General features: G+C 62.7%; 11 protein-coding genes. 5 read left to right on the forward strand and 6 right to left on the reverse strand.

The genetic code is table 11. The features are described from left to right. Positions 1-53 precede the first annotated feature (53 nt). Positions 54-2,330, forward strand: coding sequence for a TIM-barrel domain-containing protein (locus V4529_11735; protein ID MES2358991.1), 2,277 nt, complete (start codon positions 54-56; stop codon positions 2,328-2,330). Between the two features lie 44 nt (positions 2,331-2,374). Here the strand turns inward: V4529_11735 and araD are convergent, their stop codons facing one another. Both araD and V4529_11745 read right to left on the reverse strand, forming a co-directional pair. Continuing rightward, on the reverse strand, positions 2,375-3,088 hold the full coding sequence (gene araD, locus V4529_11740) for an L-ribulose-5-phosphate 4-epimerase AraD (protein ID MES2358992.1): 714 nt from the start codon (positions 3,086-3,088) through the stop codon (positions 2,375-2,377). Then, positions 3,085-4,908, reverse strand: coding sequence for a hypothetical protein (locus V4529_11745; GenBank protein ID MES2358993.1), 1,824 nt, complete (start codon positions 4,906-4,908; stop codon positions 3,085-3,087). Before V4529_11745 ends, araD begins: the two co-directional genes overlap by 4 nt. Positions 4,909-5,085: 177 nt before the next feature. Here V4529_11745 and V4529_11750 point away from each other — a divergent pair, with 177 nt between their 5' ends. Continuing rightward, positions 5,086-7,617 carry a beta-L-arabinofuranosidase domain-containing protein gene (locus V4529_11750; protein MES2358994.1) on the forward strand — a complete coding sequence of 844 codons (2,532 nt, stop codon included), beginning with the start codon at positions 5,086-5,088 and terminating at the stop codon, positions 7,615-7,617. A 42-nt stretch (positions 7,618-7,659) separates the two neighbouring features. Here the strand turns inward: V4529_11750 and V4529_11755 are convergent, their stop codons facing one another. Genes V4529_11755 through V4529_11765 form a run of 3 tightly spaced genes read right to left on the reverse strand, consistent with a single transcriptional unit; the run spans position 7,660 to position 11,367 of the window. Next, a complete protein-coding gene (locus tag V4529_11755) occupies positions 7,660-9,162 on the reverse strand; it encodes a sugar ABC transporter ATP-binding protein (GenBank protein MES2358995.1) in 1,503 nt (500 codons plus the stop codon). Between the two features lies 1 nt (position 9,163). Further along, positions 9,164-10,198 carry a substrate-binding domain-containing protein gene (locus V4529_11760; protein MES2358996.1) on the reverse strand — a complete coding sequence of 345 codons (1,035 nt, stop codon included), beginning with the start codon at positions 10,196-10,198 and terminating at the stop codon, positions 9,164-9,166. 11 nt (positions 10,199-10,209) lie between these two features. Beyond that, positions 10,210-11,367, reverse strand: a complete 1,158-nt coding sequence (locus V4529_11765) for an ABC transporter permease (protein ID MES2358997.1) — start codon at positions 11,365-11,367, stop codon at positions 10,210-10,212. Positions 11,368-11,489: 122 nt separating this feature from the next. Between V4529_11765 and V4529_11770 the strand changes: the two genes are divergently transcribed. The 3 genes from V4529_11770 (at position 11,490) to V4529_11780 (ending at position 15,544) form a co-directional block, all read left to right on the forward strand. Further along, a complete protein-coding gene (locus V4529_11770; protein ID MES2358998.1) occupies positions 11,490-12,263 on the forward strand; it encodes an ATP-binding cassette domain-containing protein in 774 nt (257 codons plus the stop codon). After that, on the forward strand, positions 12,260-13,918 hold the full coding sequence (locus V4529_11775; GenBank protein ID MES2358999.1) for a glycine betaine ABC transporter substrate-binding protein: 1,659 nt from the start codon (positions 12,260-12,262) through the stop codon (positions 13,916-13,918). Before V4529_11770 ends, V4529_11775 begins: the two co-directional genes overlap by 4 nt. 63 nt (positions 13,919-13,981) lie before the next feature. After that, positions 13,982-15,544 (forward strand): hypothetical protein, encoded by a 1,563-nt coding sequence (locus V4529_11780; GenBank protein MES2359000.1) that lies wholly within the window; start codon positions 13,982-13,984, stop codon positions 15,542-15,544. Positions 15,545-15,560: 16 nt separating this feature from the next. On the opposite strand, the gene V4529_11785 is transcribed toward V4529_11780, so the two are convergent. Continuing rightward, entirely contained in the window at positions 15,561-16,034 is a 474-nt protein-coding gene (locus V4529_11785) for a MarR family transcriptional regulator (GenBank protein ID MES2359001.1), read from the reverse strand. Positions 16,035-16,136 lie beyond the last annotated feature (102 nt).

Here is a 16,136-nt window from a genome sequence, read left to right on the forward strand (position 1 = left end):
TATCCAATCTCAGGAAGGCATCTGATTCCAGCTTCGGATAAGGATCTACTCCCATGTCGGATTCCGTATCACGGCGCGACGCCATCAAGCGCCTCGCCACGATCACCGCGGGCTTCGCGCTAAGCGGCGACATCACCCGCGGCGGACTCACCATCCGCCGCACCGCTCGCGACATCACCATCGCCGGCCAGCCAGTGGAGATCACCGTCTTATCGCTGAGCCCGCAAACAGCGCGACTCACGATTCGCCCACTGCAGAACGGGCAACCACAGCCGCTGCCAATCACGGGTGAGCTCGTTGACCACGAGATTGGAAAGATTTCGCGGCGCGGCCGCACTGCGACCGACCTTGCACGCGTGCGAGCTGGCGATCTGTTCGTGACGGTGACCGACGACCCGCCGAGGATTCGAATCGAGACCGCCAGCGGCACGATCGTTCAGGATCTCGCGTTCGACGCATCGACACCCGGCATGTCGTTCTCCCTCGGACACGGACCGCTGCTCGGCCTCGGCGAGGGAGGCCCGCAATTCGATCGCAAGGGAAAGACCGATCCCATGATCATCGGACAGGGCGGCTATCGCCTGTCGACGAACGGAACTCGCGCCCCGATTCAGTGGCTCGTGGGAACCGACGGCTGGGCGATGTTCGTTCATCGACCGCACGGCACATTCGATTTCACCGGCACTACGGGGAAGTTCATCCCCTCGCCGGCGTTGCCGCTCGACATATTCGTCGTTTCGTCGAAAGAGCCGCGCGTGATCATGCGCGAGTACGCGCGCATCACCGGCCTGCCCGAGATGCCCGCACTCTGGGGGTTCGGCTACCTGCAATCGTCCCGCACCCTCGCCGGTCCTGATGAAGTAATGGGCGTCGCGCGCACCATGCGCGAGAAACGGCTTCCATGCGATGCACTCATCTACCTCGGCACGGGTTTTTGTCCGTCGGGCTGGAACACCCGCAACGGTGACTTCACCTGGAACTCCGCAAACTTCCCATCGCCAAAGCAGCAGGTCGCGGCGTTGCACGCAGAGCATTTCAAGGTCGTGCTGCACGTGGTCGTGGAAGGGCATCATCTCACGGGTACCGTGTCGGATCCATGCACCGCTGCGCCGCTTCCGAGCGGAGTGACTCCCGACGGACACTGGCCACCCGACCGGCAGGTTGCGTGCTACTGGCCATCGCACAAGTCCGTGATGGTGGACGACGGGATAGATGGATGGTGGCCGGATCAGGGCGATGGCTTCGATGGTCCGTCGGAACTCAACCGCCATCGCATGTACTGGGAAGGCACTCAGCTCTTCCGTCCCAACGAGCGTCCCTTCGCGCTTCACCGCAATGCATCGGCGGGCGTGCAGCGGTTTGGCGGCCTTCTCTGGTCCGGCGACGTCCAGTCACGCTGGGAAACGCTGCGCACTCATGTCGCTGTCGGTATCAATGCAGGTCTCACTGGATTGCCGTACTGGGGAACGGACATCGGCGGATTCGTTCCAACGTCGGAGTACACGGGGGAGCTGTACGTGCGCTGGTTTCAGTTCGGTGCATTCTGTCCGCTGTTCCGATCACACGGACGCAACTGGCATCTGCATCTGCCGTGGGGCTGGGATGGAGGTGATGGCGGTCCGCCGGAGACACGCAATTTTCAGGTGGATCCGGCAGAGTTGCATAACACCACTGTCGAGCCGATATGCCGGAAATATCTGGAGCTGCGTTATCGCCTGTTGCCATATCTGTATACCGCCGTTCGTGAGAGTCACGACACGGGGATGCCCATCATGCGCGCGCTGTGGCTGCACCATTCCGGAGAGGAAGCCGCGGTCGCGCGCGGCGACGAGTATCTCTGGGGCCGAGATCTGCTCGTCGCGCCCGTGGTGGAAAAAGGCGTCACATCACGGCGCCTGTACCTTCCGCGCGGAAGCTGGTTCGACTTCTGGACCGAACAGCGCACCGAAGGCGGTCGCGAAATCGATCGCGCAGTGGACCTCGCGACCACGCCACTCTACGCGCGTGCAGGCTCCATCATACCAATGGGCCCGGTCAGACAATACGTCAGCGAGCAGAGCGACGAGCCGGTGACTCTGGTTGTCTATCCGGGCGCCGACGGTGAATCGTCATGGTACGAGGACGACGGAAATACGTTCGATTATCGACGCGGTGATTTCATGCGTATCAACATGACGTGGCACGATGCAACACGCCGGCTCAGCCTGCGCCTCGCACCAGGTTCACGCATGCGCGAGCCTGCACCGCGACGCATCGATGTGCGCGTGGCAGGAAGTAAGAAAGTGACTTCGCTCTCGTTCACCGGTCGTGAGATCGAAATCTCGCTTTGAGCGCTGACTGAATCGAACCCCATGCAACATCGACCTGCCAATCGCTAGCTCTTTACCTGCCCGTAATACGCCGCCGGTCCGTGCTTGCGCAGAAAATGCTTGTCGAGCAACGCCGCCGGAATTGCATCCGCGTTCGCATTCAGCGTAAGTGTCGCGTACGCCATACGAGCCACTTCCTCGAGCAGGTCCGCAGTCTCCACCGCGGCGCCGACAGATTCACCCCAGCAGAAACTCGCATGCCCCGCCACGAGCACCGCCGGCATTCGCAGCGGATCGATGTTCGCGAATCTGCGCACGATCTCGCGACCGGTGTTGGCCTCGTATTCCGACTGAATGTCGTCCGCCGAGAGATGCGCGGTCAATGGAATCGCGCCGTGAAAATAGTCGGCGTGCGTCGTGCCGAGGCACGGAATCTCGCGTTGTGACTGTGCCCAAACCGTGGCGTAATGCGAGTGCGTGTGGACCACGCCGCCGATGCGATCGAACGCGCGGTACAGCTCCAGATGCGTGGCAAGGTCCGACGACGGGCGCAGACTCCCTTCCACGACGTCACCGTTCATGTTCACGACTACCATCTGCGCAGGGGTCATCGCATCGTACGGCACACCGCTCGGCTTGATCACCACGACACCGGACTCACGATCGATCGCGCTTGCATTCCCGAAAGTGAATCGCGCGAGCCCGCGCTCCGCCAGTTCCTTGTTCGCTTCGCAGACTTCGCAGCGAAGATCCAGCAATGCACCGCGTCTGTCCGTCATACGATACCCGCCCGCTGCTTTGCACGCTGAATGATCGCCGTCATCGCATCACGATGGCTGGTGAAGGTGTCGTCCACGACCTGAAGTGTGGGAATGCTGTTCGGCGAGAGCGATAACGTCTCGGAATTGAACCGGCCGAATCCCGATTCGTGTACGCCGCTGCTGCCGCGGCCCGGGGCTGGGCTGCTGAGATGCTGATACGCGTGACTGTACTTCGACCACAGTGGCCCCAGACCGACCTGAAACATTGGAATGAAGCCGTGCAGCGCGTCATATGGCATCTCACCGACGCATGCAACCTGTGGATGCTTCGCGCGCAGACTCTCGACCAGTCGCCGCGTTCCCTCGTGCATGTCGCCATTGGTGCTGTTGACGTGGCCGCCCACGATGTCGAGAAAATACGCGTCGACGCCGTAGCGCGTTATCATGTCGGAGATCCGGCCCTCGAGATGCTCGCGCCACGCGTCGGCGCCGAGGTTCATGTACGCGAGCCATCCGTCACCGTGACGGTCGTTGTTCCAGTCGACCCAGTCCAGATTGTAGACGTTGCCGTCGATCTTCCGTGTGACCGCGCTGGCAATCGTGGGCCAGCTGGGCAGCTTCGTGTTTGCGGCGTTCGTGCCGTACATCGGCATCAGCTTGAAACCGAGCTTGTGACCCTCGTCGATCAGCCGACGGAAGCCTGCTTCGCCGCCCATGCGATCGGAGACCGTGTACGTCGGATAGTCCCAGTAGTAGCGTCCGTCCCACGCGGGCAGGAACACCAGCACGCGATCGGCTGGAATCTGCGTCGCCATCCAGCGCAGAATCTCCAGCATCTTCGCGAAATCGTTGAACATGTAGCCCGTGTAGTGCATGCCATGCAGCGTCGTCACCATCGCCAGCTTGCGCATCCACGCCGGCACATCGGTGCGCGTCTCCCATGACTTGAGAGAAAAGGCTTTCTCGACGTGTTGCATGTGCAGAGCTGTCGCGTCCTGCTCGTTTGCGACGCGGCCGAGCCGCCACGCAGGCACGACAACCTTCCTGTCCTCGCGCCACCCGTCGTGCTCGTAGACCGCCTCCACTCGATAGCCCGTCTCGCCCGGCGCGAGATAGAATCGCTTTGGGCGCATGCGATCGTCCAGCGACGAAACGTAGAACACATCGGTCGGCGTCTGGATCATGAGCAGCGGCGTCGTCATGCTTCCACCGGGACCGTTCAGATCACCGGCGCCGAATGCGTAACCAGCGAGCATCTCGTCGTCGTGCGGATCGCGGAATCCGCCTGCGCCGAACGAAACGTGACCGCGCGGCACGCTGCGGACGATCGTGGTGACCGACTTGACCGGCCGTTCCATCTCCACCACTGCATCCCACTCGATCGCACTCCCGTTGCGCCGGAGTGACGCGGTCAGCCGCCCGGGCGCCGTCTGCTGCCCGCCAGCCCAGACGAAACGATCACACGTGATAGTCAGCGCGTCGCCATTTCCGTCGGCCCTTATCGCCGCCCGGTCGAGACCATAGGTGTTCTCGTCGGTAAAGACGAGAAATCCGAACGTGTAATCGCCAAAGGCCACCGACGGCTCGGGGAAGTCGAAGCTGAACTTCTGGAAACTGCGACCGCGCGGCGGAATGAATATCTCGCTCGTCGAGACCAGGTCCAGAATCGTCCCCGGGGCGTGCCGCACGACCGGAGTGGCCGCTCCCGCCATGGGCGTTGTCGCGACCTGACCAGTTGCCGGCGCCGCGCGTTGCAGCGGATCCGGCGCGACCAGTGCGCCGGCGCCGACCAGGCCCATTGTTTTCAGCCAGTCCCGGCGAGTGACCGAGTCGCTCATGAATCAAGACCTCGCATCGAGTGCTGCCGGGTGTGGCCCGCCGACACGGCCAATCCGTGTCATGTTCGGTATACTATATCCGAGAGGAGAATCGAGCGCCAGCACGTCGGCTGCCATTGTCCCCCCTTCAACACGCTGAGCAGGCAAATCTCGCAGGCGAATCACGAGGAGCATTCCATGACGTTGTCCCGCCGTAATGTTCTCAAACTGGGCCTGGGAGCAGGCGCGGTTTCATTGCTCGATTCCATTGCGAGCGGAGTCGCCGACGCAGAGGCGACCACGCCCCCGAGCAAGCTGCTGCAGCCGCCCCGGAATCAGATTCTGGCGGCGCGGCCGCTGCCCCTCGACGGGGTGCGTCTGCTCGGTGGTCCGCTCAAGCAGGCGCAGGACGCCGACATCAGATATCTGCTCGAGCTGGAGCCCGATCGAATGCTTGCCTACTACCGGCAGAACGCCGGCCTCACTCCCAGGGCAAAGCCATACGGTGGCTGGGACGGCGGCGGCCGCAATCTCACCGGTCACATCGCCGGCCACTACCTCTCGGCGACCAGCGCGATGTGGTCCGCGACCGGTGACAGGCGTTTCAAGGAGCGCGTGGACTACATAGTCACGGAGCTCAAGCTGGTGCAGGACAAGCACGGCGACGGCTACCTCAGCGCGCTCGAAGGCGGCCGGCAATGTTTCAACGCACTCGCAAAGGGCGAGATCAAGGCGGCTGCATTCGACCTCAACGGCCAGTGGTCGCCCTGGTACACGCTGCACAAGACCTTCGCCGGACTGCGCGATGCCTATCGCTTCACTGGCAACAGAACGGCTCTGAATGTGGAGACGAAATTCGCTGAATGGGCGCACGGAATTCTGTCCGGCCTCGACAACGAGCAGATACAGCACATGCTCGACACCGAGTTCGGCGGAATGAACGAGGTGCTGGTCGATCTGTACGCAGACACCGGCGATCGGCGCTGGCTGAATGTCTCATATGACTTCGAGCACACGGCCTTCATTCAGCCGCTGCAACGTCATGAAGACGTGCTGAACGGAAAACACGCAAACACGCAGATCCCCAAGCTCATCGGATCGGCTGCCAGATATGCGTACACGCAACAGGTGCCCGATCTTCTGGCCGCCGCGTTCTTCTACGACCAGGTAGCGCAACACCACAGCTTCTCCACGGGCGGTGACGGCACGGACGAATATTTCGGCCCGCCCGATCGCCTCGGCGCACGCGTGCACGGCCGCACCGCCGAGTCGTGCAACGTCTACAACATGCTCAAGATGTCCCGGCAGATGTTTTCCGTGGCGCCCGATGTCCACTACGCGGATTTTCACGAGCGCGCGCTTTTCAATCACGCGATGGCGTCCATCAATCCGGATAATTCGCGCATGTGCTACATGGTGCCCGTGGGCCCCGGAGTCACGCACGAATATCAGGACATGCTGCATAGCTTCACGTGCTGCGTTGGCACGGGCATGGAGAATCACGCACTCGCCGGCGACGGGATGTACTACGAGTCCGGCGACAAGCTGTGGGTCAACATCTACGCACCGTCCACCGCGAAATGGCCAGCGGCGGGCGTACAACTCGCGATGGAAAGCGACTTCCCCGAAGGCGAAACGGCCCGCCTCACTCTCAAATTGCAGCGGCCCAGACAGTTCACGCTCGCGATGCGGCGACCCTACTGGGCCGGCGATGGCTACTCGGTGAGCGTCAACGGCAAGACTGTCACGAACTCCGCGGAGACGCCCAAGTCCGCTGAAGCCGCGCGGGGACCAGCGCGACACCCCATGTACAGCTCGCCCGTGCCGGTGGGATCGTACGTCGAGGTGAAGCGCACCTGGCACAGCGGCGACGTCGTGGAAGTGACACTGCCCAAGACTCTCCGACTGGAACCAACTCCCGACATGCCGCAGCGCGTCGCAATCATGTGGGGACCATTCGTGCTCGCTGGCGACCTGGGCCCCGAGCCGCCGCATCGCGAAGACGACAACGGTGACGGAGAAAACGAGGGAGTGCACGCTCCCGTGGTTGTGCCGGTCTTTGTCGCAGCCAACGTTCCGGTCGAGAACTGGGTCAGGCCGGTGCCGGGCGAGCCCGGTCGGTTCCGAACCGTGGGCGTCGGACACGAGCCGACGGTGGCCGGAACCGCGCACGAAGTCGATCTCGTGCCGTTCTATCGCCTGCACGAGCGTACCTACTCGACATACTGGGATCTCCTCACCCCCGATCAGTGGACGGCGCAGAAAGCAGAGTACGCGCGCGACGCCGAGAGCCAGCGCAAGCTCGAAGCTGCGACAGTTGCCTTCGTCCATCCGGGAGAAACGGCTACCGAACAGTCGTTCGACTACCAGGGCGGCAAGGACGCGACCCCGCAGCACGTGCTCGGACGCACTGCCCGCGCGGGACGAAGCTGGTTTTCCTACGATCTACCGGTCGAGGCGGGGCACCCCATGGTCCTCGTCGCGACGTACTACACTGCGGACCGTCGCACCTCACCCGCCCGGTTCGATATCCTGGTCGACGGCCAACAGATCGCCGAGCAAAAGGTGGAGCGGACCGACCCCGGCCAATTCTACGATGTGCGTTGTCCGGTGCCGGCAGCACTGGTGCAGGGCAAGTCGAAGGTCACGGTGCGCTTTCAGGCCGCTGAGGGAAGTCAGATCGCGGCGGTGTTCGGAGTGCGAATGACGCGAGGAGACGCACTGCCGTAGCGCCACACCAGGTGACGCTGACGTCACGCGATGACACTCGGCTCACGCAGCCGGCAACACTGTCGCGGTGGTGCCGGTCATCAACCGCAGGAGACCTTCCTGCGTCGCGTCGGAGCGGGCGACTTCGCCGACGACGCGGCCGTTTCGTAGCACGAGGATGCGCGTCGAGAGATTGATCAGCTCGGGCAGCTCGCTCGAGATGAGCAACACTGCGCATCCACGCGACGCCAGCTCGTCGATCCACGCGTGCAGCTCCGCCTTGGCTCCGACATCCACGCCGCGGGTTGGCTCGTCGAGTATGAGTATGTCGCAATCGGCGGCGAGCCATTTTGCCATCACGATCTTCTGCTGATTACCGCCTGACAACTCGGCGGTAACGGCTTGTGGAGTCGCACGTACGCGAAGCCGTTCGAACAGCTGGTGGATCACACCGCTCTCCCGCGCCCTGTCGATCCAGCCCAGGCGCGCGAAGAGCGGCAATGTCGGCAACGTGCTGTTCTCCCCGGTTCGCATCGAAAGAACGAGGCCCTGCTTCTTGCGATCCTCGGGAACGAATCCGATACGCAACCGCACTGCGTCCCGCGCCGACCGGATTACTGCACGTACACCGCGCACCCAGACCGTGCCATGCGTCGCTGGCTCGAGCCCGAAAATGGATTGCGCGATCTCCGAGCGTCCTGCGCCGATCAGTCCGGCCAAGCCGAGTACTTCGCCTGCGTGCAGCGTGAACGAGACGTTGGAGAACGCTGCGCCGCGCGCGAGTCCTTCGACACGCAAACGTTCCTCACCGCGCTCCTCCCCTGTTGCCGTCGGGAAATACTGTTCCAGCCGGCGCCCGATCATGAGTTGGATGAGTGCACCCTCATCCAATTCGTTTGCCGGTCGCGTGACTACGTGCTGGCCATCCCGGAGCACGGTGATCTCATCACACAGTCGGTGTATTTCCATCATTCGATGCGAGACGTAGATGATCGTAACGCCGCGCGCCTGCAGTTCGCCAATCAGCGTAAAGAGTCGCTCGGCGTCGTCGCCGCCCAGACTGCTGGTGGGCTCGTCGAACACGATGACCCTGGCGCCGGCGCCAACTGCACCCGCGATCTGCACTAGCTGCTGCTCAGCAACCGTGAGCGTGTCCATCGGCCGCGACGGATCGATCGTCGCACCGATGGTCGCCAGCAACTCCTTCGCGCGGCGGTGCGTGACGTCGCGCCGAACGAATCCGAACCGACGCGGAAGCGTGCCGAGACAGAGATTCTCGCCAACGGTGAGATTCTCGCAGAACGCGAGCTCCTGGTGCACCATCGCCACGCCCGACGCAAGTGCATCACGCGGGCTGTCGAATCGAGCGGGACGACCTTCCAGCAGGATCTCGCCGTCGTCAGGGCGCTGCAGTCCCGCCAGAATCTTTCCCAACGTACTTTTGCCGGCGCCATTCTCACCGCACACCGCGTGGCAGGAGCCGGCGCGCACGTCGAAGCTCACGTTCGAAAGTGCGAGAGCTCCTGGAAAGCGTTTGGTGATGTGTGAGAACGAAATCGCCGCCATGTTACTTCATCGCGAGATATTTCGGATCGACGTCGGTGAATCCCCACGCTTTCAACTGGCGGGCCCATGTGCCGAGATTGTCCTTCGATACGCGCACGAGATCCATCTGCACGTGAGGCGGTACATCCTTGTGCAGATAAACATGATCGAAGATCGTCTTCACGGAGACGTAGCCCCAGAGGTACGTCGGTTGTGCGAGGAGCACCGGCGCAAGGCCTTTATCCACGTATGGCAGCTCGGCAGGCAACGCGTCCACGGAAACAATCTTGAGTCGCGCGGGATCGAGATCTGTCAGGAGCGCCTTTGTAAAAAGTGCCCATCCACCGATCATCGCCCAACCCTGAATGCCCGGATATGCGTTCTGTGCGCGCACCACTTCCGCCGCGGCATCCTGCGGAGTTTCCTCGTGATAGAAGGTGTTGACGATGGTGATGCCGGGATAATTCTTCGCCTCGTTCTTCACTCCCTCGATGCGCTTCTGCAGATTCGGCGCGTTCTGGCTTCCGCCCAGAATCGCGATCCGGCCCTTGCCGTTCATCTGCTTGGCGAGCTCCTGCATCACCTGCTTGCCTATCAGCTCGTCGTCGCCACCGTAGAACGAGAATCGCTTGGAGCCGGCGACGTCGCTATCGAACGTCATTACTGGAACGCCGCGGTCCACTGCTTCGTTCACCGCTCCGATCAGCTTGCCCGCATCGCTTGCCGAGAGGAGAATCGCGTTGTCGCCGCTGTTCACCGCCGACGCGATCCGTTGCGCCTGAATCGTCGCATCCTCGCTCGGCGGCGTCAGCCAGTCAACGCGCACGTTCACACCATACTGCTTCGACAGCTCCTTCGCCGCCGAGTCCGCGCCGGTGCGTCCCGAGAGGAACACCGGATTGGTGGAACTCTTCGCGATCATCGCGATCGTGAACGTCTTTGCGCCACCGGAGGACGCGCTACCACCCTTCGCAGCACTTTCTCCCGAACCCCCGCAGGCGAGCATGGCGGCAGCGCTCAGAAGGAATGGAACGGGGATGATATGCGATCGCTTCATCACAACGCCTCTCATGTTACAGTGGATGTGTCTTTCGTGGCAGGAACTGCGGCCATTCGGCGCGCGAGCAGACGGGTGCCACCCTGATCCAATACGACGGCGAGGATCAGTGCGCTGCCAATGATGATCCACTCGTAGTTCTGGTCCAGATGCAATGTACGAATCGCCTGCCGGATCATCACGATGAGAATTGCCCCCAGCATCGCGCTGATCGCGCTGCCCTTCCCCCCGATGAGACTTGCACCGCCGACCACTGCAGCCGCGATCACGTACAGCTCGTAGCCGTTCGCGTCCGACGACGTCGCAGATCCATAGAATGACGCGCCCAGGAACGCCGCGATTCCGGCGCTCAGGCCTGAGATCGCATACACACCGAGCTTGATGCGGTCCACGCGAAGTCCCGAGTAGCGGCTCGCTTCCGGATTGCCACCGATCGCGAATACGTAGCGTCCGCTCACAGTCCGGCTCAGATACACCTGTCCGATCGCCGCCACGACGAGCATCACGAGCACCGGTACGGGATACAGGTCGGCACCCAGACCCAGGCGCGCCTTGGCGACGCTCGTCAGCGCGCCGGGTACCAGAATGCTCTCCGCGTGGCTCACCACGAACGCAACGCCGCGCAGCACCCACATGGTGCCGAGCGTGACGATGAATGGATGCACGCCAAGGCCAATCACCATGAACCCGTTGGCGAGTCCGCATAGCAGTGCGATGGAGAGGCAGGTCGCCAGAGCGACGAACACGGTGGCGACGGGCCCCATGGGACCGACGGCACGGAGCACCATCGCCATCCCGACGCCGGCCAGCGCATAGATCGCGCCGACGGAGAGGTCGATCCCGCCGGCGATGATCACGATCGTAGCCCCGACGCCCATGATCGCGAATGAGCTCGCGTCGGTGCCCATCTGCACCAGCGTGTAGACGTTGAGGAAATTATTTGTGTGGGCGCCGCTCACCGCGTCGATATGGGAGCCGGCTGCGAATGTCAGCGCGATACCCAGCGCGATCAGGACGGCGACGATTCCAATCTGCTGCGATTTCAACACGACGCCGGCAGCTCGGCGTAGGGGCGGTGTCCAGAGTGGGGTGGAAGTCACGTTGTGCGGCGGACTGGAGAAGAAGATGTCGGCGTGCGCAACGATGGGCCACGGCGCGAGACTTGTCAACGTGGGAGGCCCTGATGCCGCCGACGAGCCCGCTGATTACCCGTATGTGCCCCACAGCACATACCTTTGATCTGGTAGTCCCCGATTCGAACGTATCACCCTCCGATAATCCCGCGTAATCGATGTCTGAGAGCCAGTCGTCACCACGCGCACTCGCGGCGCATCGTGTGGTGCACCGCTACGGTAGTGTGCTCGCCCTCGACGGCGCGAGTATTACCGTCGATGCGGCTCGGGCTCTCGCGCTCGTCGGCGAGAGCGGCTCCGGCAAGACGACACTCCTGCGATGTTTCAACCGCATGGCGGAGGCGGACGCAGGGGCGATCCAGGTAGGCGGTATCGATGCGCGATCTCTCCCGGTGATCACGCTGCGCCGTCATATGGGGTACGTCCCCCAGGATGGTGGATTGCTGCCGCACTGGCGCGTGCTGCGTAATGTGGCGCTCGTCCCGAAACTGCTGCAGATGCACGAACCGGAGTCGGAAGCTGCCGAAGCGCTTCGCCTCGTCGGATTATCGCCAGACACGTTTGGCGGCCGCTACCCGCACGAGCTGTCCGGCGGGCAACGTCAGCGCGTAGCTCTCGCTCGCGCACTCGCCGCGCGGCCCGGCGTGATCCTGCTCGACGAACCCTTCGGCGCGCTCGACGCCATTACGCGCGCGGAACTGCACGAGACGTTTCAGGATGTGCGCCGCCAGCTGCCGATGACCGTGCTCCTGGTCACGCATGATCTCGCCGAGGCGGCGCGGCTCGCGGACGAAATCGCCGTGATGAGATCAGGGCGAGTGGAACAACAGGGAACCATGTCCGATCTCCACACTGCTCCCGCAACGAGCTACGTCGCAGCACTGATCGCACGAGCGAGAGCGACGTCGGCGCATCTCATCCCCACGCCATGAGCGGTTCGCGCAGCCGGATCGCACGCATGATCTTCGTATTCCCTGCCATCCTGCTGCTATCGCTCGCGGCCAGTGGAGCGAATGGATTCGCGAACGGTTCGCGCGGACAGACCTTCGGCCCCGTCGCACCACCACCACACGCGAATCCGGGTGAGCAGAACCAGCCTCCCGTCGTTGTTGCATCCAAGCCGTTCGGCGAGTCGTATCTCCTGTGCGAGATGTTCGCGCAGCTTCTCGAAGCACACGGTATTGCGGTGACACGTCGCCCCGGCCTCGGAGCAACAGAGGTCGCGTTCGGCGCGCTCCGACAGGACGCTATCGACGTCTATCCTGAATACACAGGAACGGGGTTGATCGCGATCCTGCACGACTCGGTTGCAGATTCCCTCGCACGAGATTCGCGCGCAGTCTTTGAAAAGGTCGCGCGCACTTTCAACGCGCGTTACGGCGTACGATGGCTCCCGCCGCTCGGCTTCCAGAATACTTACGCGATAGCCGTCCGTCGTTCGACAGCAGAGCGATACCACCTTCGCACGCTGAGCGATCTGGCCCGGGAGGGCTCGCACCTGGTCGGCGGCTTCACTCCGGATTTCATAGGTCGTAGCGATGGGCTCCCGGGGCTCGCTCGCGTGTATGGCGTTCGTCTGCGCAATGTCCGTCCGCTGGCGCCTGCCGTGAAGTATCGCGCGCTTGCAGATGGAGCCGTCGACGTGGCAGATGGATACTCCACCGACGGGCTGCTCGCACGGTACGATCTCGTCACACTGTTGGATGATCGTCATTTCTTCCCGCCCTACGAGGCGGCAGCGCTGGTCAGTCCGCGGCTGGTGCGCGATCGTCCCGACGCGATCGCTGTGCTCACGCTGCTCAGCGGCCGACTCGATGAAGCGCGAATGCGTCGCCTCAATCAGCGAGTCGAGGTCGCTGGCGAGGACGTGCATCGCGTGGCAGCCGATGCGCTCAACGCGCTTGGCCTCATGAATGCGCCGGTCAGCCCCGCGACGTCACTCAGGAGCGACACGCACGATTCTTTCTGGCGCTACATGTGGAATCGCAGAGCGACCATCGGTGCCCTCACGCTGCGTCATCTTTTTCTGGTGGTGATTGCGCTGGGCGCGGCTATCCTGGTCGCCATCCCGCTCGGCCTGGCACTCGAGCGAGCACGCAGTGCGGCCGAGCCTGTGGTGCGTGCACTCGGCGTGATTCAGACAGTGCCGAGCATAGCGATGCTCGCCTTCATGATACCGCTGTTCGGAATCGGAACAGTTCCAGCGCTCGTTGCGCTCTGGCTGTATGCGTTGTACCCGATCGCGCGCAACACATATACCGGCGTACGCGACGCCGATCCCGGCGCCATCGAGGCCGCGGAGGCGCTCGGCACCACGGCAGTACAGCGCTTGCTGTGGGTTCGCCTCCCGCTCGCTGCGCCAATAATCATGGCCGGCGTGCGAACCGCTGCGGTGATCACCGTGGGCGCCGCCACGCTCGCGGCATTCATAGGCGCGGGCGGCCTCGGCGAGCCCATCGTTGCCGGCCTTGCACTCGCCGACACACGCATGATACTGTCCGGTGCGCTACCCGCGGCGGCGCTCGCGCTCGCAGTGGATGGAATGTTGGCGCTCGTCGAGCGCAGAGTAACTCCCGTCGCCGGATAGCCCGCCCGACGTCGAGGATGCATGCTTATCGCACTTCCCTACCAGATCGGACCAATCGCTAACATGCCCACCACTCGGCGCCACCTCACTTACGCCATATTCGCGACCGCAACTTCGCTCACCATTGCGCCGGTCGCGCGCGCGCAACAGTTACCACCCATCCAGTACACCGTGAGCATGCCAGCACCGGAAACGCACCTGGCTCACGTCCAGGCGCGCATTCCAACCGGAGCAAAGCCGTACGTCGATCTGATGATGGCAGTCTGGTCACCGGGCTATTATGTGCAGGAGAATTACGCCACTCACGTTCAGCAGCTTTCGGCAGCGACGCCGGACGGACGCACACTCACTGTGGAACAGCCGCAGCCCAATCGCTGGCGCATCGCGACCGGCGGCGCATCCGCAATCACACTGTCATACACACTCGTGTGCGATCACCGCTCCGTGACTGGTGATTGGGTCGATACGACGATGGCCATTCTCAACGGGCCGGCGACATACATCACGCTCGCCGAGCACGTGAAGCGGCAACACGACGTCGCGCTCGAGCTTCCGTCGCGATGGAAACAGTCGGCGACGTCGCTCGCTGCGGCATCCGACAGCGTCCCCAATCACTACGAAGCATCGAGCTACGATGAGCTCGCGGATTCTCCAATCATTGCGGGCAACATTTCATTCCACGAATTCGAGCTCGCAGGCGCGAAACACTACCTCGCCGACATCGGTGAAATCCCGCCTCAATGGGACGGCGCACTCGCCGCGCAGAACCTGAAGAAATTCGTAACCGCTGATTCCAGCTTCTGGGGATTCCTGCCATTCAGGAAATACGTTTTCCTCAACGTCTTTCGTCGCGGCGCCGGCGGACTCGAGCACCTCAACTCGACACTGCTCACGTCGAGTCCGAACTCCACCGGCGGCGGCGACATGCGCTGGCTCCAATACGTAAGTCACGAATACTTCCATGCCTTCAACGTCAAGCGACTCCGCCCTGTTCAACTTGGCCCGTTCGACTACGAGCATCCGCCAAAAACGCCGAGCCTCTGGATTTCCGAAGGACTGACGACGTACTACGGCAATCTCATGGTGAGCCGCGGCGGCCTCGGCACGCAGCAGGACGTGCTCAACGCGCTTTCAAAAGCGATCACATCGGTGCAGAACTCGCCCGGCCGCCACGTGCAGACTCTGGAGCAGGCATCGCTCGACATCTTCTCCACCGGAGGGTCCGGTGAGGGCGGCAATCCGAATACGAACGTCAGCTACTACGACAAGGGACTCATCGTCGGACTGCTGCTCGACGCGCGCATCCAGCACGCGACCAATGGCAGAAAGAGCCTGGACGACATGATGCGCCTCGCTTACAAGCGCTACGGCGGCGCGCACGGATTCACGCCGCAACAATGGGTCGCAACCGCGTCGGATGTCGCCGGAACGGATCTCACGACGTTCTTCCACACGCTGCTCCAGACCACCGACGAGATGGATTATTCGGAAGCGCTCAACTGGTTCGGCTTGCGCTTCGCACCGTCTGACAATCCAGCAACCGCATGGACCCTCGAGATTCGGCCCGACGCAACGCTGCAACAGTCTGCACGTCTCGATCGGCTCACCCAGCCCGCGCAGCGGTAGCAGTGGATAACGCCCGTCAACCCGCCGCTGAAGTGGCAACCTCACCGCGCGATCGCCATTCCAGAAGCAGTTGCCGCATTCCGGCAACAAAGAAAGCCTGCACCTCATCCAGATATTCCAACCGGCCGCGAACCGTCGCCGGCGCCTCCGCAAAATCCGGAATCGACGCCGCGACGAGATCGTGCAGCGCATCCCATCTCTCTAGCCGGTACGCCACGATTCCTGCAAAAAAATCCGGCGCCATCTCGTAATAGTCCTTACGGTCGCCGGCTCGGCTGCTCCGACGCAGCCAACCGTGACGCAGCAGGAGCCGCGCGTCGGTGCTCACGCTCCCCTTGCTCACGTTCAGCGCCTCCGCGATCTCGTCCAGCGTGCACGGACCCGGACTCAGTAAAAGGTGGCCGAAGAGCCGCCCCGCAATGCGTGGCAACCCGTCCCCCTCCGCCGCCATCCCGACCTCTTCGATGAATCGCTCGCGCGCTGCCACCATGCAATTCCTCGAGTCACCAAACTTTGTTATGTTTGTTTAGTACATATTGAACGTAAACCCCCGCGGCGGCGGATCAAGCGCACGGGGCATTAAACCTCACAC

Source organism: Gemmatimonadota bacterium, from assembly GCA_040388625.1.
Classification (GTDB): Bacteria; Gemmatimonadota; Gemmatimonadetes; order Gemmatimonadales; family Gemmatimonadaceae; genus Fen-1247.

Excerpts from the sequence above, each read along its gene's own strand:
- V4529_11760 (MES2358996.1), bottom strand. The coding sequence starts at position 10,198 with ATGAAGCGATCGCATATCATCCCCGTTCCATTCCTTCTGAGCGCTGCC.
- V4529_11775 (MES2358999.1), top strand. The coding sequence starts at position 12,260 with ATGAGCGGTTCGCGCAGCCGGATCGCACGCATGATCTTCGTATTCCCT.
- V4529_11780 (MES2359000.1), top strand. The coding sequence starts at position 13,982 with ATGCCCACCACTCGGCGCCACCTCACTTACGCCATATTCGCGACCGCA.
- V4529_11785 (MES2359001.1), bottom strand. The coding sequence starts at position 16,034 with ATGGTGGCAGCGCGCGAGCGATTCATCGAAGAGGTCGGGATGGCGGCG.
- V4529_11770 (MES2358998.1), top strand. The coding sequence starts at position 11,490 with ATGTCTGAGAGCCAGTCGTCACCACGCGCACTCGCGGCGCATCGTGTG.
- V4529_11755 (MES2358995.1), bottom strand. The coding sequence starts at position 9,162 with ATGGCGGCGATTTCGTTCTCACACATCACCAAACGCTTTCCAGGAGCT.
- V4529_11735 (MES2358991.1), top strand. The coding sequence starts at position 54 with ATGTCGGATTCCGTATCACGGCGCGACGCCATCAAGCGCCTCGCCACG.
- V4529_11750 (MES2358994.1), top strand. The coding sequence starts at position 5,086 with ATGACGTTGTCCCGCCGTAATGTTCTCAAACTGGGCCTGGGAGCAGGC.
- V4529_11745 (MES2358993.1), bottom strand. The coding sequence starts at position 4,908 with ATGAGCGACTCGGTCACTCGCCGGGACTGGCTGAAAACAATGGGCCTG.
- araD (MES2358992.1), bottom strand. The coding sequence starts at position 3,088 with ATGACGGACAGACGCGGTGCATTGCTGGATCTTCGCTGCGAAGTCTGC.